Here is a 19151-nt window from a genome sequence, read left to right on the forward strand (position 1 = left end):
CTTCTTGCGCTCTCCAGTAGCTCCTTAAGCTATTTTAAATGTCAATATAATGATTTTTACTACACTTGTAACATATAAAAAGGGGGATTAACCATGAAACTTAAACTTATTATCTCTTCATTGGCAATAACTTTTACCTTAGCTGGATGCACCCAGCCTGAACAAAAGCAGGAAATAGCCGTTGAAAAAATAGAAGAGGGAGAAGTTGTCGAAACGGTCCATACAATTACAAGCCAGGAGGAAATCGAAAGCCTTATGGCGACACTGGAAAACGAAAAGTGGACGAAAGTTGATCTCTACGCGGGAACAGACTTTATGTTTAGCGTTGACAATAAGAAAGTCGACGTCCATATTCACTCTAAAAACAACTCGATCGAAATGTTCAGGCCGAGTGCTGATGGTAATGAAAGAGCGGTCATCCTGCACGAAGAAGCAGAAGTGTTCTATGAATTGCTGACAGGAGATTCTATAGAGAACTTTGAAGGATAAAATTAGTAAACATCTGATGTTTTTGACTGCATTTGAACCTACTAACGTTTAACTCAAAATCTAAACAAAAGGAGCTGATGGTCATAAGTAAACATAGCACCAAGGGCAAAGTACTCTTCTTGATTGGCTTTCTGTTATTTATACTAGGATTCTTATTTAATAACAGGATTAGCCCGATCCAAGATGCTCCCGAACAATTTAGCGACTATTCACTTCCTGCCATTATCTTCGGTATAGTAATAATTATCTCTTCTAATTTTTTCAAAAAATAACGGAAAGTGCGGAAAGCATGGTGGGGAATTGATGAGATTAACCGAATACCTTCAAACTACTTTTCCGGGACTTGTTTTAAAACCAGGATGTTTCCACCAATGGAAATATGGCTTGCATGTTGAACTAGGCAGGGATCACTATCCATACAAGGAAAATGGCGCTCTGAATCTAACATACTTTGAAAAAGAATACCAGCAGTCATTGAGCATCTTTCACTTATTGTTTCATGAGAAGGATGAAATGTTTCTCGTCAGCAACATCTATGGCACTCAAAAAAGCAGGATTAAACTGAAAGCGAAAATCTTTGATCGTTATTTGAAAGGTAAAGAAATGAGGTATAAGGTGGAACTGGATACGCTGCCCATTTGGAACCTAGATGAACCCGCTTCATTTCACATTTCACAGTTTTCAGTAAAATGCCTAAAAAAAGATCTGGCTTATCCTCTCCTGATTAAAGCCGCATGCAATGAGGATTTTCCATTGAAGCCGAGATTTGGAAAAGGGAATCGTCCTTATTATCCGGATGTATATTTCATTAATGTCACCAGGAATCTAATCTTTTTTATCTACGATGATAGGGGATGCGAAATTTTTGCAGCCGACCTTCAATCCCTCCATTCCTTAAAAGAAGAATTTGAGCAAAAGGGGATCTTGCAGCCATGAAACTACTATATAGTATCCTGCTGATTTTTCTTCTTATCATTTCCAGCGGGTGTCAGCAAAATGATCCTGCCGTTACCGATTCCATAACCTCCACAATTGCCAAAGAGTATCTTGAACAAGAAGGATATGAAGTTTTATCTTATGAAAAGCTCCAAGAAAGTTATACCCTCACAAAAAAGAAACTGGAAACATTGCCTTATCAATTTTATTGGATGATGCCCGGAAATGATCCGTATCCTCATATCGGAAAAACAGTCGATGTGGAAAAATTCCTTGTTCGAAATCACCCACTGGATGACTGGGAGTGCTGTGGAGGCATTAAAGCCAAAGGGAAGGTGTATACCTATGTGTATGTTGTGGAAGGCAAGGTGATAGGAGGAACCTCATTTCCATATGGAGCCGAAAACAGTGACTTAGGGGGAGGCTACTGGTCATTGGACGGAAGGACAGATGAATGACTGAGTATCCATCAAGCAATGCAGAAGATTTTGGATTGCCGAAAGCGGTAAAGTTGATAAAGAAAGGGGAAAATCAATGAATCAATTATTGTTAATAATCGATGCGCAGCAGGACTTAATAGAAGGAAATGGAGATGAACAGCCGGTTTTTAAGAAGGAAAGGCTAGTAGAAACGATTAACCTCGTCATAACTAAAGCTTCAAACTCCCATATTCCGGTTGTTTTTGTAAGAGACCTGGATGTAGGACAAGGAACTGGAAAAGGTTTTCAGATTCATGAGGACATAAATGTACCAGAAAACAGCCTGGTTTTTGATAAATCTGCGACCAATTCGTTTCATGGTACAGGGTTAATGGAACATTTGAAATCGCTTGAAACACAGCATATCGTCATAATGGGCTGCGCCACACAGCATTGTATCGATACTGCTGTCAGAACAGCAACGATCAATGGCTTGGATGTTACCCTCGTGGAAGATGGACATTCCACACCTGATAGTAAAAGTTTAAGTGCCGAACAGATCATTCAGCATCACAATGAAACGCTGCATGGCCATTACAATGTGGAGAATTTTTCAATAGTCAGGAACTCTGAGGAAGATTTATTCACGCCGGCCCATGATTCTTATAGGGAGTAGAGCTATGTCCTGTGAAAGGCCATTTTTCTAATTAAAGTCTGTTTTCGCATATATTGGTGCTTTCGGATATTCCTGGTACAAAGAGTATTAACTCTAACCGAGTGTCTAAGTTTAACAAGCTGGTCTTATAGAGATCAAACTCCTTGAAAGACTGCTGTAGTTATGTAAAATAGAGAAAAGAACAAAACGCTTGGATTTATAATCCAAGCGTTCGTTATGTCTGTTAGTAACTGCCTATAGAGAGAAAGTGCATAATCAAATTTTTTCAAGATGATACCCAATGGAGCGGAGAGCATCACTCAAGTTAGACTCTGTATGTATTTGGTCTAAATCACTTCCCGATTGAACGGCTTTTAAGGCAAGTTCAGGACGGACTCCTGTTATTATCATACGAACGCCGAGCAATTTCAGTGATTGCCCGATCTTTAACAGATTATAAGCGCTCCACTCATCAATCGTAACTAACCCTGACAGGTCAAAAATCATATACTCCAATCCTTGTTTAAGGCTCTGAGATAATGAATGTTCCATAATTCTATTGGTACGGTCTTCATCTACATCCCCAATGACCGGCAGTATCGCCACTGTATCAGAAATAGGAACAAGAGGAGCAGAAAGTGCTTGTACTCTATGGTTCGCTCTTTCCAGATTCAAGACATTTTCTAGCAGCTTTGCCATCGCCTTGAATAGAGAGATGTGTTCCTCGGTAAAATGATGCGGACGTAAATCCATTCCGCAAAGCGTACCGAAATTAGTTCCATCACTATAGTAGATAGGCATTCCAATTAAGGAACCGCCTCCAAGATTTTTAGTTACTTCCATGTTGCTTGTTTCATCAAACTTTAATAAATCTTCTATGATAAGTGGTTCCCGACCACCCCTGACGATGAATTGTCAGTAGGAATCACGATAATAAGTCTTGAATCCTGCTTCAAGCACTGCATCTTCCCGATTAAAAGATTGTATAATATCAACATTTTTCTTATCATTTTTAGCCACGAAGAAGGTATTCACATCAACAAATTTACTGATCAGCTCCAGTACATCCTTTGATGCTTCCTCTATGGAAGAATAATTCGCAACTTGAGAAAAGCTCATAACATTCACCCCCTTACAGATAATAACAGAACGCTCATGCAAGTATAACGTAAAACATGCAGTCTTCATACCAAAAAACCTTATATAGAAAGAATAAGGAGCAAAGAGGAAATAACTGAGGGATTAGGTGTGCAGATTTTGAAATAAGAAAGTGACATTAATCAATGGAAGTAAACAATGCAAAAAACTTGGGCTATCTAGACTAAGTGCTTGGTCGTGTATGTTTTTCTGTGGCTCTTTTCGTAAACTTTGTTGCTATTTGATCCTAATTCCGAAAATTAACCATACTAAGAGGGTGAAATCTGGTAACACCGAAAAGAGATAAAACTCTTAGTATCCGGAATTATTTGAAAGCAACAATATATGATAAAACAGCCTTTTCTATAAAGATATTTTAGGTGATTTAGGCTGTTATCTGACGAAATACATACTAAATAGCAACAAAGTATAGGAAGAGTTTAAAACTAAGAAGACTTCAGGAAGATCTTATTCAAAAAACGGAGCAGGAAATAAAACAAGAAAAAATCGAATAAAAAGCCGATTATATGAAAGGAAACAGATCCACTCAGATGATAGTAGCTGAACCATTGAGCAGGAAAGCCGTAGAAGCGGTCACCATCTTCAATATAACTGCCAACAGCAGGTACAAAAGCAATTCCTATTGTCATCACATAACTTAAAAAATATAAATTTTTCAAGAAATCCATATCTTTTCCGAGTAAATATACTCCAGAAACTCCAAGCAATAAGGAAATAATAATAGCAGGCACAAAAAAACTGGGGTCAACGATATCATCTGTGCCTTGAGTAAAAATGATCAGCACTAGAAAAACAAATAGTATAAACCAAGGATTACTTTTATCCTTCATCGTCGTTTACCTCCTAAGGCCTAATCAATTCAATTGCAATTGAATTGATTATCAAATCTTAACAATATATTACCATATATTGTTAAGGTAATAGAGTGGTTTTTCACAATACTGCATTTAAAAACAGGCAAAACAGCACCCGAATTTACAAGATGACAAATTCCAGTGTCATAGAGGATCGGGCGCTCTCTGTTTCTTATTAACTATAGGTCCTAGTTCAATGAAAACCACCCAGCTCGTAACGAGGCCAAGCGTATTCGTTTACGGCTCCTGTATTCCCAGTACTAAGGAAGCAATTCATCCTCCAACTCAACTGCCGCCTGTCTAAGCTCCTCTTTATCAGCGAGAAGCCTGAACATACCCTTGATAATCAATTCATCAGGTTTTGATTTGCGGCACTCCTCAGAAATACGGTCAGCCATTTTCAAGTAGTAATCAGAATCACCATTTAAAGAATGTATTGCAGAATAGAGCATTTTCCAGGCCGTTTCCCGTTTTTCAAAAGAAATGAAGGCACCTTGCCGGTCCATGTTCACCGAAAAAGGCTGCATGATTTCGTCATCAAGAAGGGGAGTGCTGTTACCATTAAAGAAATCCTGTGCAAGAATCGAGATTTGCCTGACGATGTGTTCTCCCAGTTTAGAAGGCTGCAGTCCGCTTTCCGTGGAGATAAGCAGCATCATATAAGAGGAATAAATGGATTGTGTCATCCACATCAAATCCCACTTGTAAGGAAGAATCTTTTCACCATAAATCTGGAGAAGGTTATGCTCCAGCCAGCTGAATAACCGTCCTCTCATCCTGTGTTCCATGGCTGCCAGCTTATCACTGTTTTTCGCCGTGTCGCCCCTCATATGCATTTTCATGTAAGATTTGTATTCCAAAATTCCTTCAAACTGAACCTGAAACTGCTTGGCAAGCCTTACATCATCCGGTAAATTCCCATCAAGGCCAACAACATAGGCTCTTTCAAAAACAAGCTGCTGATAGTGTTCGTAAATGGAAATGATTAGATCTTCCTTGGATTGAAAGAATGAATACAGCGACCCTTTTGATATGCCGATACTGTCAGCGATCTGCTGCATCGAGGTTTGGGTGTATCCTTGTTCGCCGAAGAGTTCTACAGCTGTTTCCAATATCGCTTTCCGTTTATTCATCGTATTCACCTTCCTCTATTTTAAAGATAAATAAATGTATAAAATTATTTAATGTCGGGTGATAGATAACATAATTACACTGCATAGTCTGCAAATCAACTAATTATATCATATGTTCCAATTGAAACTATCAACTTAAAGGAATCCGTGATGGCCCATCTCTAAAGATTATTCCATATGCTGCATTATCCTGCTTCCATATAAATGGAAGGATTGATGCAAATGGCGTGCGGCCTGCGGGCCTAACAGGCAATCGAATTCCAGCCGCCAGCCTTTGAAAAACACCCTTCTGATTACGAGAAAATGTTTTCTTTGTGAAGAAACACATTAAATCTTGACTATATTCCAAAAGGCTGTAGAATGACTTATGAGTCAACTCAATAAATAGCGTTATATAAGCATTTAAAATTTTAAATCACTAAATATTGACCAGCGAGTCGAACAGCAACAAAGGAGGTTTTTACATGTTAAAAGCAATATTGAATCGATCCAAGATTACACTGATTTTTGTTCTGCTATTTGTTATTATTGGAGTCTTTACCTTTTTACAGCTCCCGCAGAGAGAAATACCCGAAACAACGGTCAATATTGGAACCGTTTCGACCGTCTACCCTGGAGCCACTGTTGAAAATGTGGAAAGGATAGTCACTAATCCGATTGAAGACTCACTGCAGTCTATAGATGGAATCAAGGAACTGAATTCTTCTTCTGCAGCCGGTTTCTCTACTATTATTGTAGAGGTTGAAGACGGCGCAGACAAAAGAGAAGTGTTCAGCGATGTACGGCAGGCTGTTTCCTATGCTTCCACAGGGTTCCCTGAAGAAGTATTTGACACTGAAATTAATGAATTTACCGTTAAGATGCCGATTGTTTCTTATCAGTTGACCAGTGAAAGCCGTGAAAATCTTCTCGAACTGAAACCTGAACTTGACCGATGGACTGATGAAGTTACTGAATTGTCGGGTGTCGAAGGGGTAACGGTTAAAGGTCTTCCAGAGGAAGAAATTATCATTGAGCTTCATCCTGATGCATTAAAAGAAGCAGGATTGAATGTTGGCAGCGTCATGACAGCAATCAATGATGAATTTTATCCTACACCGCTCGGCAAGCAGGAAATTGACAATGAAGTTGTTCAATTAACAGTTGAACACTTTTCATCTATAGAAGAGATGAATGAGGTGTTCGTCGGAAAAACCTCTGGCGGTGAAACAGTTTTACTGGGGGATATCGCAAATGTGGAGACCAAGCCTAAAGCGGCAGAAGATCTTATCACGTATGAAGGCAAACCTGCCATTTCTTTTACAGCTTTCGTCCAGTCTGGCGAAGATATCCCAACTGTCGACCAGCGGGTGAGCGACAAAGTAGAGGAGTTGGCTGCAGGACTGCCTCAAGAGGTGGAACTGGTTCCTTATTACTCTCAGGCCAATCTTGTGACAGATATTTTTGATGGTCTATTTCTATCATTGGCTATTTCTGTAGTAGCGGTTGTCATTACAACTTCGCTCGGTTTGACTGGTTCCGGTGCGTTAGTTGTTGCGCTGGCTGTGCCGATTTCCGTTCTGATGGGATTGATTCCACTTCCGTATGCTGAAGTTGACCTTAACCAGATTTCCGTCATCGGAGCAATTATTGCCCTTGGTATTCTTGTAGATGACTCGATTGTCGTCAACGATAATATCCAAAGAAGGTATAAGCTTGGAGACAAGGCACTGCAGGGTGCAGTTACAGGTGTAAAAGAAATCTGGGTCAGCATCGTGACCTCATCTTTCGCGATAGTATTCACCTTTCTTCCATTAGTATTTTTATCAGGTGGAAACGGAGCATTCATCCGGGCATTGCCAACAGTTCTTATCACAACGATCATTGCTTCCACTTTGGTGGCCCTGATTTTCGTGCCGGTAATGAGGTATCTGCTTTACAGCAAGACAAGCAGAAAAATCTCTGATTCTCCTGGATTTATCGGAAAGCCGCTGGATAAATTTTCCGATTTTTATGCAGACAAGGTTCTAACCAAGTTTTCCAAAAAGCCGTTCATCACTTCGCTGATTGGTTTGGTATTTACAACCGCAATCTTTGGTTTAGTAGTTTTGACACCTTTCGAATTTTTCCCGTCAGCTGACAGGGAGGAAGTAACGGTTGACGTAACATTGCCAATCGGAACCACATTAGATCAGACTTCAGAAACCCTTGCCGAGATGGAAGAGATGCTGAAAAACGATGAGGGTGTCTACGAAACCAGTGTATTTGCCGGAACAGGGCTTCCCAATCTTTTCAATAGCTCTCTATCCAATGCAGGACCAAACACAGGACAAATCGCGGCACGTGTTGACCGTGAAAACCAAACAGCTCAAGGACTGATTGATGAATGGACAGAAAAACTAAGAAGTGAATTCCCGGATGCGGAACTGTTCATGGAAACCATCCAGCAGGGGCCCCCAGCCGGAGCACCAGTTACCGTTACTGTCTCAGGTCCGGAATTAGAAAAGCTGCTGCAACTGAGGGATACACTTCAAGAAGAAATCCGCTCTCTTGATACGAATCTCGTAGTCGATAACGTAGGCGAGTTTGCTCCAACCATCCAATACGTTCCTGACCGTGATGCTTTAGAACAATACGGTATCACTATAAAGCAGATTAGTGAACAAATTCGGTTAGCTACAGAAGGAATCCCAATGAGTTCCTTTGATAATGGGGTAACAAAGCGAGATATGAGCATTGTACTGGCGGGAAGTGAAGGGGAAGTTGATCTATCAGCTCTTGAACTTCCAGCTTCAGGCGGTAATCCTGCTGGACCGCCGACCCTGATTTCTTTGGATGAATTGGTAACTGTAGACAATCAAGAAGAAATTCAGCAGATTCCTCATAAAGAAGGTGAACGTGCGATTACCATTCGTGCTTTCCCTGAAAATGAAGAGGGATATGAAGAAAATGTCCAAGAAATTGTCGATAATGTTAAGGAAGGTTTGGACAGTGATTACAGTGTAACGCTTGGAGGAGAGAATGAAGCACAGAAGGATTTCTTTTCTGAGATCACCATCTTGTTTATCATTGTCATCTTCCTTGTGTATCTGTTAATTGCACTGCAATTCAACTCACTGTCACTTCCATTCCTTGTATTAGTTGCCGTGTATCTTGCCATCGCAGGAGCTATCTTAGGTTTGTTCGTAACACAAACGCCAATCAGCTTCCTGGCTGTCATGGGTATGGTATCGCTGACAGGTATCGTTGTGCGAAACTCTATTGTCCTAATCGAGTTCATCAAACAGGGACTGAAGGACGGCATGAAGGTGAAAGAAGCGGTAGTCGAAGCGGGACGAACGAGGCTGCGCCCAATCCTCCTGACAGCACTGACATCTATTGTTGCGCTGCTGCCAGTTGCCTTTAGCGGGGACGCGCTCTTTACACCGCTGGCAGTCACCATCATTTCAGGTATCCTATTCTCAGCAATTTTGACATTGCTGATTGTACCGATGCTGTATCTGGTATTTGACCGTTTCAGAAGGAAGAAGAGAGAGAAAGCTGCAGCATAAAGAAGGGAGAGGAGGAGAAATTCCTTCTCTCTTTTTTTGATTTATTTTAAAAGGTAGTGTGTTTACCATTATTAATGGGTGCTTTTTTAGACAAAGTACCGAATGAGCGTCAATAATATTGTTATGTAAACCCATTGTTTTTATTCTGGCATAAAGAAAAGTAGTACAGAGCAGAAGTATCAGAAGTACCCCTAACTGAACTACTTATATCCTAAGAGTGCTCGTGCTCAATCTCTGAAGAACTGATCCACCTTTTCTGCATCTTCCAAATGCTCCTGAATGAAGCTTCTCAATTCTTCCTCTTCTGAAAAATCACGGATGTCTTTACCAATCCAATGTTCCAATTTATCTCTGGGAACTTTAACTTTCTCTTCAACAAAATTAAACTGAACCCACTCAGCATTTTTTACAAGAGCCAGGATAATTGAAGCATTATAAAGTGAAAGCTCCCTATAATCCAACTTATTATTTTCAATACTATCATCTGGGGAATAGTTTAATATGATCCCGTAAGGTTCCTCTGTGGTTTTAAGCTCCAGCCCGCTCATGTGTTCACCTGCCGGCTCGTCCAAAGGTCTGGTAATATTCCCAACGGCTCCACTGTCTCCAACATAGGAATCCTTATATTGAAAAATCGTTTCATCTTTTGGCGGGGTGGTAGTGCAGCCATATAGAGTTAAAAGTGCCGTTAAACTTAAAAATAAAATCGACTTTCTCTTCACAAGGACCAGCTCCTTCTATTTATACTGATTGCTCTTCGATTCAGTGTACTTCACGATGTCATAGTTATCTTGATTCCATTCCTTTCCTCCATACCTATATACGTACAGCTGACTTTCGAGGTTTCAAATAAATCATGAGATAGATAAAATACCGTTCGCAGCATAACTTTGTGAATTTGCATAAAGAATTGATGTAATCTGAATACAAGCCGCACTTTAATTTAAAGTATCTCAACAAAAAATAGCCAGGTGAAGTTAGTCATTCACCTGGCTTTTTCTGCTATATCTGTCTATTACTCTAAATTAGCGTGTTTGCCATACATCTTGTCGGAGTCTAAACCTTTTTTGTCCATATACCGCAAGATTATACTGTCAAAAAACAAAAGCAGTGTTTGTTCGTATAGAGATCCCATAGGCTGGATGGTTTTGAGAACACCATTCTTTTGATCTTTCGGAGATCCCGGCAGCTTTACCGAGAAGTCCGCCATTTTACCAATTGTTGAGTTTGGAAAAATGGTGACAGCGGCTATTGTTCCCCCGATATCTTTCGCTTTTTCGCTCATGGAGACAAGGCTTTTCGTTTCACCTGAACCAGAAGCGATGATGAGCAGGTCACCTTTTTCAAAAGTGGAAGTGGCGGTCTCGCCTATGACATACGCGTCAATCCCCATGTGCATAAGCCGCATGGCAAAGGACTTGGCCATCAAACCAGATCGGCCGGCCCCAGCTACGAAGACTTTTTCCTTCTCGAGAATGCTGTTGACCAGTTGTTCAGCCTCTTCTTTGGAAATCAAATTCGTGGAGAGGGAGAGTTCCTCTAAGATCTTTGTAAGATAATCTGTCGAATTCATGGTTATCCCTGCTTGATCATTTCCTGCATTTTCGCAGCTGCCGCTTTTTTATCTTCTTGTCCAGTGATTCCGCCTCCGACAATAACCAAATCAGGTTGAGCTTTGATTACTTCTGGAAGAGTTTCTAACTTTATTCCGCCTGCAATAGCTGTTTTCGCATTTTTTACTACATTCTTGATAGTTTGAAGATCTTCAAAAGAGTTCTTTCCAACAGCTTGCAAATCATAGCCAGTGTGCACACAAATGTAATCGACACCAAGAGCATCGACTTCTTCTGCGCGCTTGGCTAAATCCTTGACGGCAATCATATCAACAAGGATTTTCTTTCCTTGTTTTTTGGCTTCATCCACGGCACCTTTTATAGACATATCTTCCGCAGCACCAAGAATGGTTATAATATCTGCTCCGGCTTCTGAAGCTTTCATTACTTCATAACCTGCAGCATCCATAATTTTCAAATCAGAAAGTACTTTCAGATTAGGGAAGGCTTCCTTCATTTCTTTTACGGCACGAAGACCTTCGTTAATGACAACCGGAGTTCCGATTTCAACGATATCAATATGTTCTTCGACTTCTTTCACCAATTGAATTGCTTCTGGGATGTTAACTAAATCTAAAGCTAATTGTAATTCCATTTTTCTTCACTCCTATTGTTGTTTTTTGAATCGGCAATATTGCACCATCACATTCCTGTACTAAAATGCATTGCAAATGTAAGTATAGTAGGTAGTTTCAAAATAGAAAAGTACGCACTTTATTTTTACATAGTGATAAAAATCATACATAGTGTAAAAAAGTATACTGTGTGATATAGTATAAAAATCGGAGGTGAGAGTATTGTCTCGCATGAAAGAAAAAGTGTTCAACTGTGAAAAAGAATTAACGCTCTCTGTCATTGGAGGTAAGTGGAAAATGCTGATCTTGTGGCATTTAGGAAAAGAGGGGACAAAACGCTTCGGTGAATTGAAGTCTCTCATGCCTGGAATAACTCAACGGATGCTCGTTAATCAGCTTCGTGAACTGGAGGAAGACCGAATTGTCCACCGCGAAGTCTATCCGGTAGTCCCGCCGAAAGTCGAATATTCCTTGACAGAACAAGGCCAAACTCTTATGCCGATTCTCGATTCGATGTATGAGTGGGGAAAAAATTATATGACTGATGTTGTTGAAGAAGAAGCATTACAGAAGGATACAGCTAAATAGTGGAGAACAAAAAACCCGAATGACGAGTGTCATTCGGGTTTTTCAGCTTTTATCACGTTACGACTTCAGGCTCGGCTCGGAGTTTTGCTTCTTTTCGTGCCTTTAAAAACTTCACCAAGTTAATGACGATAGTCTTGATGACAGCATAAGTAGGTACTGCCAGGATCATCCCCAGGACTCCCGCAATGTTTCCTGCCGCTAATAACAAAATCACAATGGTGGCAGGGTGGGTGTCCAGCGTCTTGCCTAGAATCAAAGGAGAAAGGATGTTTCCTTCGACCTGCTGGGCAATCACCAATATGAGCAGCACCAATAATGCCTTGCCGGGTGAGTCGAACAGACCGACAATCACTGCGGGTGCTCCGCCAATAAGCGGACCGACATAAGGAATGATATTCGTGACCGAAACCGTGATAGCCAGTACCAAAGCAAACCTCAAATCAATGACTAAATAACCGATAAATGACAGAAGCCCTACAAACAGACCTACTGTCACCTGACCTTGAATATAGGCAGCGAGGGTGCTGCCAGTCTCTTTAAGAATCGTCAGAGCTTCCTTCCTGTACTCTGCAGGCAAAAACTTCGAAACCGCAATCGGGAATCTGTGCCCGTCCTTGAACATGTAAAAAAGAAGGAGAGGTACAGTGACCAGGATAATCGCAATGTTCGCTACTAAGCCAAGGAGATTTTGAAAACTTCCTGTGATAATCGTAGGAAGGTTGTTCGCAAAATCCACAAGCTTCTGCTGTGCAGTATCCAAAAGTTCCGCCTGTTCATTCATGAACGTTCTTAACTCAGGGGACCTGGACAGATTTTCAAAGTACTGAAAAGCCTGTGTCGCGTAAGTAGGGAGTTCATTGGCAAGCGCCGTGAACTGTTTTGAAATCGTTGGCACCAGGTTGACAATTGCCAGCACCAAAAGCCCGACAATCAAAAGATAAATAATCAGAATGGCAACAATTCTCGGAACCTTATAACGCTGCAGGAAATTCACAATTGGATTCAACAGAAAATACAGAAACAGAGTAATCAGAATTGGAAAAAACAAAGTTGTAAAAAAAATCGTGATGGGCTGGAACAGAAATGAGATTTTCGTAGATACAAATACAATCGTCACGATCAAAAGGATTTGTATCAGCCAGAATTGCAAGCTTTTTTTAGACACGTCATGACCTCTTTTTTTAACAATTATGTAGAGTTTGATTATAACAAGAAGAGGAGATTTTAACAATCTTTGGCGGGTGTTTTAGGCTGGACGGTGTGGAGCATAAAGGATTTGATTAGGGCAGCGGGAAGAACAAAATTATAGTGTGCGCTCGTATTTATGTATAATGTGATCGTATATTTGTATAATCCGCTCGTAAAACTGAATAACCCGCTAGTATATCTGCATACTCCGCTCATAAATCCTGACAACCCGCTCGTATTATCAAATACTTCTCACAAATAACCACAACCAGATATACAGCTGCCGATGCACCGCCAATTTCGTGCAATTTATACCCTTATATTCCGGCAATAGAACATGAGGGGGCTTCAGGATATATAAAGCTGATAATACTCACAGGTTACAGCTGAATTAATTCCTGCCAGGAAAAAATTATCATAATATTATTATGTAAACTATATAAAAAATCCCTAACTGAAACTATCTGTTTCCTAATAGCGTCTAATAGTTAAATAGTGGATTGAATGTTGTGAACACTTGCCAATCCCACAAATACATATTGAGAATTAAAGGAGATAAAAAAATGGCAGAAGAAAAAAACAGTACTTTAGAGTGGATGAAAGCTTTAGGGTTTGCCTTATTAATTGTTTTTGTTGTACGTACTTTCCTTTTTACACCTGTCATGGTTAAAGGAGCCTCTATGAATACCACCTTAGAGGACCAGGAAAGAGTCATTGTTTCTAAATTAGGAGAAACAGAAAGATTTGATATCGTAGTATTCCGGGCAGCTGCAGAACAAAACTATATAAAACGTGTTATCGGACTGCCCGGCGACCGCATCCAGTATAAAGAGGATACTCTCTACGTTAATGGAAAGACAGTTGAAGAGCCTTTTTTGGATGATCAAAAAGAAAAATCAGAAGGCAGTTTGACGACTTCATTTAAATTAGAGGAAACAGCTGTAGGGCAATCTACCGTTCCAGAAGGTCATGTTTTTGTCTTGGGTGACAACAGAAGAGACAGCAAGGACAGCCGCCAAATTGGCGCGATACCCATTGAAACAATAATCGGTAAAACGAATGTCGTTTTTTTTCCTTTGAGTAATATCAGGTTAATTAAAGAGTAAAGATTTTGCAGGGGAGGTTATTCACAGGAATTGGTAATGACATTTCTCTTTTAAAAGTGAAAATAGAGGGGGGTTAAGTTGAAGGATCAACAGGGCAAGAGGGTTTTATTATTGATTGGCTGGTCGTCTGTCATTTATGCTTTTCTCTTTTCGTCCATTTTCACAGGACTTGTGGGCGCAGGCATAGGGTGGGTGATCAAGAAGGATTATCAGGAAAGAAAGCAAGGGCTATACTTGATAATCTTCAGTATTTTAGCCGCCATGTTACCACAGGTCCTAGGGCTTCTTATCATTTGGTCATTAAATTCGGGTTTCTAGTTTTCTTCAATTTTAGAAGGCATAAAATCTTAGGTTGTGTTTTTGATAGTTTTTGTCTATTCTCCTAAAGGTTTATAAGAGACATTACTGGTCTGTTAAGAAAAGGTTGGAATGGCAAATTCAAAATAGAACGAAGCGGAGATGGCAGAAACACAGCTTCCTATCACGTTATTGAGACTAATCAAGGAGGCTATGGAATTGTAACAGGCAAAAATCCTGATTTGAATATAGAAAAAATCAGTGCAGAGTTACTTCATGAAAACTTCGAATGCATGATAGACGTTTCAGGACAAATCGTTTGTTATATAAGAAAAGCTTCCTGAAGAGTTAGAGGAACCATTCCCTGCTGATTTACTTTTTTTGATAAGGAGGGGTTCTTAATTGATTTGATGGAGGTTGAGGATTAAGGATATTGCCGGCCTTTTCTTTTGTAAGTGACAGGTTTCTGCGGAAGAAGCAAGATCTTGGAGGAGCATATGGAATATCATAAGTACGAAGAGTTTATTAAGATTGCAGCAAAGCTAAATGATATTGGCATTACCCCTTTGTTAATGGGATCTGTCGGTTTAGAAGTCATATCGGGAAAGAGTTGGGATGCCCAGGATTTAGATATTCATGTTCCTGGTGATAAAAGGGGTTGCGAAGTGCCACCAGAATTATCCATACATAACTGGAATGATATTGTTAAAATTATGAAGTCCATGGAATACAGCCTGATTGATTTGCACGAACATGAGTTTTCTAAAGAAGGGTTTTCGGTTGAATTTGGGATAATGGACACTTTACCCAGGTTCGCAGGAGTACAATTAGAGGATCTAGAACAACATCAAGACGGCGCCACCATCTATTATTTACTCAACCCTAAGCAATATTTGAAGGTTTATGAGGCCTCCTCCAAGGATAGTTATCGTTCTAATAAAAATAATCATAAAGACTTAAGGAAAATAGAATCTTTAAAAAGCATTACCCAGAATGACTGAATGAAAGTTCTGTTAAACTAAAAATTTATGAAGGAGCTCAGAGTAACAGACTCTGAGCTCTATTTCTATAAGATTCGCCAGCTTTACCTGCCTTGATCGTTTTTATCCACGCCGTTTTTTAAAAACAGCTGTTCCATTGGTGGTGACAGTCTGAAGCAATGCCCGCCAGACACTATAGTCTGGTTTGGGAGGCTTGGAATTCCCCATTCTTGCCAGCTGCTGCTCATACCAGACGATTTCCAGCATGGAAGCAGACTTATCGAGCCATTTCAATCCAGTTTTCATCGGCTTTAACTTTATAGTTTCATAAGTTCCTTGAAAAATTTGATTTGGCAGGTCAGGAATCAGGGCTAGCGGCTTGGCGATTCCCACCATATCGATTTCCCCTTGTGCTACAGCGTCCGTCATCGCCTTTTCTGAGCGGAAGCCGCCGGTGACTACCAAAGGAGTAGACACAATCTCTCGTACCTTTGCTGCAAACTCCAGGAAATAGGCTTCTCGTTTTTTCGTGCTTTCTTTAACGTTGGCTCCCTGCATCATGGGATTTTCGTAATTACCGCCTGAAATTTCAATAAGATCAATTCCTGCTTGGGCAAGTTTGCGAATAACCTCCAATGATTCCTCTTCGGTGAAACCGCCTCGCTGAAAGTCAGCTGAATTCAATTTGATTCCAATGGGGAAGTTTTCACCTGTCTGCTTGCGGATTTCCTGATAGACCTCCAGCAGAAATCTCATTCGATTCTCCAAATTGCCGCCCCACTTATCACTGCGGCGGTTATGATTAGGTGAAAGAAACTGACTGATGAGGTAGCCATGGGCCCCATGAATTTGAACACCTGTAAAACCGGCTTTTTGGGCGACGCTGGCTGCCTTGCCAAAGCGTGTGACTAATCCCTGGATATCTTCTTCGGTAAGAGCCCTAGGTTCATTAAAAAATTTTTTCAAGCTCCCGGATAAAGGGATGGCACTAGGTGCCACCGGCGTTTTCGACAGGGTTCTCGGTGACTGCTTTCCTGGATGATTTAATTGCATCCATAGATGAGTTCCATTTCTTGTTCCAGTTTTTGCCCATTCACTGAGCACATCTAAATCTCTTTCATCTTCAATAACAACATTTCCTGATTCTCCAAGAGCGTTTCGGTCAATCATGACATTGCCTGTTACGACAAGCCCTGTCCCACCGTCAGCCCAGGTTTTATAGAGTGTGACGAGAGCAGGGGAAGAGTTGTGATTATTCGTTCCAAGTGCTTCGCTCATCGCAGATTTAAAAAACCTGTTTTTTATTTTGGCTCCGTTAGGTAGTGCTAAAGGTTCTGATAAAGGGTGATTCGTATTTTTCAAATGTGTTTCACCTCTGTACATAATTTTAATCATGATCATATTATCTAGCTTGATGACGTGGTAAATCAACCTTGCACACTCCAGGTCCATTAGAATACACATTGTAAATTGTTGTAATTTTTGAAATAATGTATGGAGTTTGAGAAAGGAAAGGATGGAAAAGGTGACTGAAATGAAGACCTATTGGGATGAACAATATTCAAAAGTCAGCAAGTTATGGGGTTTTAAGCCAAAAGAAACACTAGTTCAATACAAAAACCTTATTCCAAAGCAGGGGAAAGTTCTTGACCTTGGAGTTGGAGAAGGAAGAAATGCACTATATTTTGCCGCCCATGGTTTTACTGTAGAGGGAGTGGACATTTCAACAAATGCCATCGAGCGCTGCCGAACACTTGCTGAAGAGGCGGGGCTGAACATATTAACATTACCAGGTGATCTAAGAAACTTTCATATTGAGAAAAACTCATACTCTCTGATCATATTATCGAATATATTGAACTTTTTTAATAAAGATGAAATCAGCGAAATCATTCAATCGGCTAAAGAAGGGCTGGTCGACCAAGGACTCATATACATTAATGCATTCGATATATTTGATCCAGGTTACGAGAAGAGCAAGAAAGATTATGAGGAAGTTTCACTAAACACCTTTTACAGGCCAAATTCAGATTCCTTTATGCATTTTTTTACAAAGTCTGAGTTGGAGAGTTATTTCACCGGTTACAAAGCGATTAAAGCATCGCAGACATACTCTTTGGATTTAGGCCATGGTGAACCTCATTACCATGGAACGATTGAACTGCTGTTACAAAAAAAGGCTGTTTTCGCATAGATTGTTGCTTTCGGATATCCCCGGATACTAAGAGTTTTATCTCTTATTGGGGAAAGTAGTTCTTTTCTTTCATCATTACCAGGCTATTAAGATGAAATATGATTAGTTTTTTGGAATTAGTATCAAATAGCAACAAAGTTTACGAAAAGAGCCTACAAGAAAATGAAGAGAAGCAGGAGAGATGAATATGTTCATTGTCAATGTCGAAGGTGCCATTCACCGTGATGGAAAATGGCTGTTGATTTTAAGAAGCGAAAAGGAAGAGCACGCCGGAGGACAACTTTCGCTCGTCGGTGGAAAGTGTGATATTGAAGGAGTGTCCTCCGATATTTTGGAGAGAACATTGCAACGGGAAATTTTTGAGGAAGTGGGCTGTGAAGTAACAGGCATTCGCTATGTGAACAGTGCTTCCTTCGTGACAGATTCAGGTGTGCATGTCATCGATATAGTGTTTTTGTGTCAGCATCATTCTGGAGAACCTTACGCCAAAAGCGTTGATGAAGTTGATAAAGTTGTATGGCTGACCACGCCTCAGATACTGGAACTCCCTGAGATGCCTTCTTATCTTATGAAAAACATTTCAATGGCGGATAAAATGCTGAAGGAAAAGGATACGGCAAGGTTATGAGCAGAAAAACCAAAGTTATTGCAGTATCTGGAGTGTCAGGGAGCGGAAAAACGACTGTGACTAAATGTTTAGGAGATAGGTTAAGAAATTCAGAATCCCTCTTTTTTGACGATTACATATGGAAGGACTCGCCGGAAGACCTGGTGAAGTGGGTAAAAGAGGGAGCAGATTATGGCCTTTGGAATTTAGAACCATTGGTAAAAGACGTCATGACTTTGTTTGAGTCCGTAGATCCTCCGTCGTTTATATTACTTGACTACCCTTTCTCCTATCAAAATCAAGGGATGAAGGATTGGATCGACCTGTCCATTTACATAGATACCCCGTTGGACGTTGCCCTGGGCAGGCGGATTTTAAGAGATTATAAGAATGGAACCGCATCTGAAATCCATAAAGATATAACCTTTTATTTAGAAAAAGGGCGGAGAGCATACGAAGAAATGGAAGCGACTATTAAGGTGGACGCAGATTATATAGTCGGCGGGAAACTTCCTGTTGAGAGGATAGTTGAACTGATTTTATCCAAGCTAAAGGAAGGTGTTCTTTAATATGAGTAAAACATCGGGGTGCTTTACGATTATTGTGAATCAGAGGGGACAACTGTTATTAGCCAAGCGTAAAGATTACCCTCTTTGGGATTTGCCTAGAGGAAGGCTGGATCAGGGCGAGCAATTTGAGGAGTGTGCTATTCGCGAGGCGAGGGAGGAAACAGGTAATTCGATCTTCTTTCATAAAAGAGCCAATAAACACCCTGCTATAATAGAAAAACTCCTCTGAAGCAGCTTTCCTATCAATCAACCAATCTATA

22 protein-coding genes are annotated in these 19151 nt (G+C 40.4%); 13 read left to right on the top strand and 9 right to left on the bottom strand.

Annotated elements, in window-relative coordinates:
* The first annotated feature begins 93 nt into the window (after positions 1–93).
* From FZC78_RS11760 to FZC78_RS11775, 4 genes are all read left to right on the top strand, one after another.
* The gene (locus FZC78_RS11760) at positions 94–489 is read left to right on the top strand and encodes a hypothetical protein (RefSeq protein ID WP_148939894.1); all 396 of its coding nucleotides are present in this window, start codon (positions 94–96) and stop codon (positions 487–489) included.
* 303 nt (positions 490–792) lie between these two features.
* Complete coding sequence (locus tag FZC78_RS11765; protein WP_148939895.1) at positions 793–1425, top strand: DUF3885 domain-containing protein; 633 nt, start codon at positions 793–795, stop codon at positions 1423–1425.
* Positions 1422–1883, top strand: a complete 462-nt coding sequence (locus FZC78_RS11770; RefSeq protein WP_148939896.1) for a hypothetical protein — start codon at positions 1422–1424, stop codon at positions 1881–1883. Before FZC78_RS11765 ends, FZC78_RS11770 begins: the two co-directional genes overlap by 4 nt.
* 76 nt (positions 1884–1959) lie before the next feature.
* Positions 1960–2520, top strand: coding sequence for a cysteine hydrolase family protein (locus FZC78_RS11775; protein WP_148939897.1), 561 nt, complete (start codon positions 1960–1962; stop codon positions 2518–2520).
* A 255-nt stretch (positions 2521–2775) separates the two neighbouring features.
* On the opposite strand, the gene FZC78_RS11780 is transcribed toward FZC78_RS11775, so the two are convergent.
* The 4 genes from FZC78_RS11780 to FZC78_RS11795 form a co-directional block, all read right to left on the bottom strand.
* On the bottom strand, positions 2776–3408 hold the full coding sequence (locus FZC78_RS11780; protein WP_353733576.1) for an STAS domain-containing protein: 633 nt from the start codon (positions 3406–3408) through the stop codon (positions 2776–2778).
* 6 nt (positions 3409–3414) lie between these two features.
* The gene (locus FZC78_RS11785) at positions 3415–3618 is read right to left on the bottom strand and encodes a hypothetical protein (protein WP_148939899.1); all 204 of its coding nucleotides are present in this window, start codon (positions 3616–3618) and stop codon (positions 3415–3417) included.
* 464 nt (positions 3619–4082) lie between these two features.
* Positions 4083–4487 (bottom strand): hypothetical protein, encoded by a 405-nt coding sequence (locus FZC78_RS11790; protein WP_148939900.1) that lies wholly within the window; start codon positions 4485–4487, stop codon positions 4083–4085.
* A 284-nt stretch (positions 4488–4771) separates the two neighbouring features.
* Positions 4772–5644, bottom strand: a complete 873-nt coding sequence (locus FZC78_RS11795) for a TetR/AcrR family transcriptional regulator (RefSeq protein WP_148939901.1) — start codon at positions 5642–5644, stop codon at positions 4772–4774.
* Between the two features lie 464 nt (positions 5645–6108).
* Here FZC78_RS11795 and FZC78_RS11800 point away from each other — a divergent pair, with 464 nt between their 5' ends.
* On the top strand, positions 6109–9174 hold the full coding sequence (locus FZC78_RS11800) for an efflux RND transporter permease subunit (protein ID WP_148939902.1): 3066 nt from the start codon (positions 6109–6111) through the stop codon (positions 9172–9174).
* 227 nt (positions 9175–9401) lie between these two features.
* Here FZC78_RS11800 and FZC78_RS11805 read toward each other — a convergent pair whose 3' ends face one another.
* The 3 genes from FZC78_RS11805 to hxlA all read right to left on the bottom strand — a co-directional run bounded on the left by FZC78_RS11805 (position 9402) and on the right by hxlA (position 11382).
* Complete coding sequence (locus FZC78_RS11805) at positions 9402–9896, bottom strand: DUF4825 domain-containing protein (protein WP_187444912.1); 495 nt, start codon at positions 9894–9896, stop codon at positions 9402–9404.
* Positions 9897–10189: 293 nt separating this feature from the next.
* Positions 10190–10747 carry a 6-phospho-3-hexuloisomerase gene (gene hxlB / locus FZC78_RS11810; RefSeq protein WP_148939904.1) on the bottom strand — a complete coding sequence of 186 codons (558 nt, stop codon included), beginning with the start codon at positions 10745–10747 and terminating at the stop codon, positions 10190–10192.
* 2 nt (positions 10748–10749) lie between these two features.
* Positions 10750–11382: a 3-hexulose-6-phosphate synthase gene (gene hxlA / locus FZC78_RS11815; RefSeq protein ID WP_148939905.1), complete on the bottom strand. Its 633-nt coding sequence runs from the start codon at positions 11380–11382 to the stop codon at positions 10750–10752.
* Between the two features lie 202 nt (positions 11383–11584).
* Between hxlA and FZC78_RS11820 the strand changes: the two genes are divergently transcribed.
* Positions 11585–11950 carry a winged helix-turn-helix transcriptional regulator gene (locus tag FZC78_RS11820; RefSeq protein ID WP_148939906.1) on the top strand — a complete coding sequence of 122 codons (366 nt, stop codon included), beginning with the start codon at positions 11585–11587 and terminating at the stop codon, positions 11948–11950.
* Positions 11951–12002: 52 nt separating this feature from the next.
* Here FZC78_RS11820 and FZC78_RS11825 read toward each other — a convergent pair whose 3' ends face one another.
* Entirely contained in the window at positions 12003–13115 is a 1113-nt protein-coding gene (locus FZC78_RS11825) for an AI-2E family transporter (RefSeq protein ID WP_187444913.1), read from the bottom strand.
* A gap of 586 nt (positions 13116–13701) precedes the next feature.
* On the opposite strand from FZC78_RS11825, the gene lepB reads away from it, so the two are divergent.
* From lepB to FZC78_RS11840, 3 genes are all read left to right on the top strand, one after another.
* The gene (gene lepB / locus FZC78_RS11830) at positions 13702–14244 is read left to right on the top strand and encodes a signal peptidase I (protein WP_148939908.1); all 543 of its coding nucleotides are present in this window, start codon (positions 13702–13704) and stop codon (positions 14242–14244) included.
* 78 nt (positions 14245–14322) lie between these two features.
* The gene (locus FZC78_RS11835; protein ID WP_148939909.1) at positions 14323–14562 is read left to right on the top strand and encodes a hypothetical protein; all 240 of its coding nucleotides are present in this window, start codon (positions 14323–14325) and stop codon (positions 14560–14562) included.
* Between the two features lie 476 nt (positions 14563–15038).
* A complete protein-coding gene (locus FZC78_RS11840; protein ID WP_148939910.1) occupies positions 15039–15542 on the top strand; it encodes a phosphoribosylanthranilate isomerase in 504 nt (167 codons plus the stop codon).
* A gap of 102 nt (positions 15543–15644) precedes the next feature.
* Here FZC78_RS11840 and FZC78_RS11845 read toward each other — a convergent pair whose 3' ends face one another.
* The gene (locus tag FZC78_RS11845) at positions 15645–16904 is read right to left on the bottom strand and encodes an NADH:flavin oxidoreductase/NADH oxidase family protein (protein WP_148940000.1); all 1260 of its coding nucleotides are present in this window, start codon (positions 16902–16904) and stop codon (positions 15645–15647) included.
* A 151-nt stretch (positions 16905–17055) separates the two neighbouring features.
* Here FZC78_RS11845 and FZC78_RS11850 point away from each other — a divergent pair, with 151 nt between their 5' ends.
* From FZC78_RS11850 to FZC78_RS11865, 4 genes are all read left to right on the top strand, one after another.
* Positions 17056–17715, top strand: a complete 660-nt coding sequence (locus tag FZC78_RS11850) for a class I SAM-dependent methyltransferase (protein WP_252183604.1) — start codon at positions 17056–17058, stop codon at positions 17713–17715.
* A 187-nt stretch (positions 17716–17902) separates the two neighbouring features.
* A complete protein-coding gene (locus FZC78_RS11855) occupies positions 17903–18343 on the top strand; it encodes an NUDIX hydrolase (protein WP_148939912.1) in 441 nt (146 codons plus the stop codon).
* Positions 18340–18891: an AAA family ATPase gene (locus FZC78_RS11860; protein WP_148939913.1), complete on the top strand. Its 552-nt coding sequence runs from the start codon at positions 18340–18342 to the stop codon at positions 18889–18891. The genes FZC78_RS11855 and FZC78_RS11860 overlap by 4 nt, the downstream gene beginning before the upstream one ends.
* Position 18892: 1 nt before the next feature.
* Complete coding sequence (locus FZC78_RS11865) at positions 18893–19120, top strand: NUDIX hydrolase (protein ID WP_148939914.1); 228 nt, start codon at positions 18893–18895, stop codon at positions 19118–19120.
* Positions 19121–19151 lie beyond the last annotated feature (31 nt).

The organism is Rossellomorea vietnamensis (assembly GCF_008180415.1).
GTDB classification, from domain to species: domain Bacteria; phylum Bacillota; class Bacilli; order Bacillales; family Bacillaceae_B; genus Rossellomorea; species Rossellomorea vietnamensis_C.

What these genes read in the sequence shown, in the direction of transcription:
- hxlA (WP_148939905.1), bottom strand. Translation starts at nt 11,382, where the DNA reads ATGGAATTACAATTAGCTTTAGATTTAGTTAACATCCCAGAAGCAATT.
- FZC78_RS11855 (WP_148939912.1), top strand. Translation starts at nt 17,903, where the DNA reads ATGTTCATTGTCAATGTCGAAGGTGCCATTCACCGTGATGGAAAATGG.
- FZC78_RS11795 (WP_148939901.1), bottom strand. Translation starts at nt 5,644, where the DNA reads ATGAATAAACGGAAAGCGATATTGGAAACAGCTGTAGAACTCTTCGGC.
- FZC78_RS11860 (WP_148939913.1), top strand. Translation starts at nt 18,340, where the DNA reads ATGAGCAGAAAAACCAAAGTTATTGCAGTATCTGGAGTGTCAGGGAGC.
- hxlB (WP_148939904.1), bottom strand. Translation starts at nt 10,747, where the DNA reads ATGAATTCGACAGATTATCTTACAAAGATCTTAGAGGAACTCTCCCTC.
- FZC78_RS11845 (WP_148940000.1), bottom strand. Translation starts at nt 16,904, where the DNA reads ATGTACAGAGGTGAAACACATTTGAAAAATACGAATCACCCTTTATCA.
- FZC78_RS11850 (WP_252183604.1), top strand. Translation starts at nt 17,056, where the DNA reads ATGAAGACCTATTGGGATGAACAATATTCAAAAGTCAGCAAGTTATGG.
- FZC78_RS11865 (WP_148939914.1), top strand. Translation starts at nt 18,893, where the DNA reads ATGAGTAAAACATCGGGGTGCTTTACGATTATTGTGAATCAGAGGGGA.
- FZC78_RS11760 (WP_148939894.1), top strand. Translation starts at nt 94, where the DNA reads ATGAAACTTAAACTTATTATCTCTTCATTGGCAATAACTTTTACCTTA.
- FZC78_RS11770 (WP_148939896.1), top strand. Translation starts at nt 1,422, where the DNA reads ATGAAACTACTATATAGTATCCTGCTGATTTTTCTTCTTATCATTTCC.
- FZC78_RS11775 (WP_148939897.1), top strand. Translation starts at nt 1,960, where the DNA reads ATGAATCAATTATTGTTAATAATCGATGCGCAGCAGGACTTAATAGAA.
- lepB (WP_148939908.1), top strand. Translation starts at nt 13,702, where the DNA reads ATGGCAGAAGAAAAAAACAGTACTTTAGAGTGGATGAAAGCTTTAGGG.
- FZC78_RS11785 (WP_148939899.1), bottom strand. Translation starts at nt 3,618, where the DNA reads ATGAGCTTTTCTCAAGTTGCGAATTATTCTTCCATAGAGGAAGCATCA.
- FZC78_RS11790 (WP_148939900.1), bottom strand. Translation starts at nt 4,487, where the DNA reads ATGAAGGATAAAAGTAATCCTTGGTTTATACTATTTGTTTTTCTAGTG.
- FZC78_RS11840 (WP_148939910.1), top strand. Translation starts at nt 15,039, where the DNA reads ATGGAATATCATAAGTACGAAGAGTTTATTAAGATTGCAGCAAAGCTA.
- FZC78_RS11800 (WP_148939902.1), top strand. Translation starts at nt 6,109, where the DNA reads ATGTTAAAAGCAATATTGAATCGATCCAAGATTACACTGATTTTTGTT.
- FZC78_RS11765 (WP_148939895.1), top strand. Translation starts at nt 793, where the DNA reads ATGAGATTAACCGAATACCTTCAAACTACTTTTCCGGGACTTGTTTTA.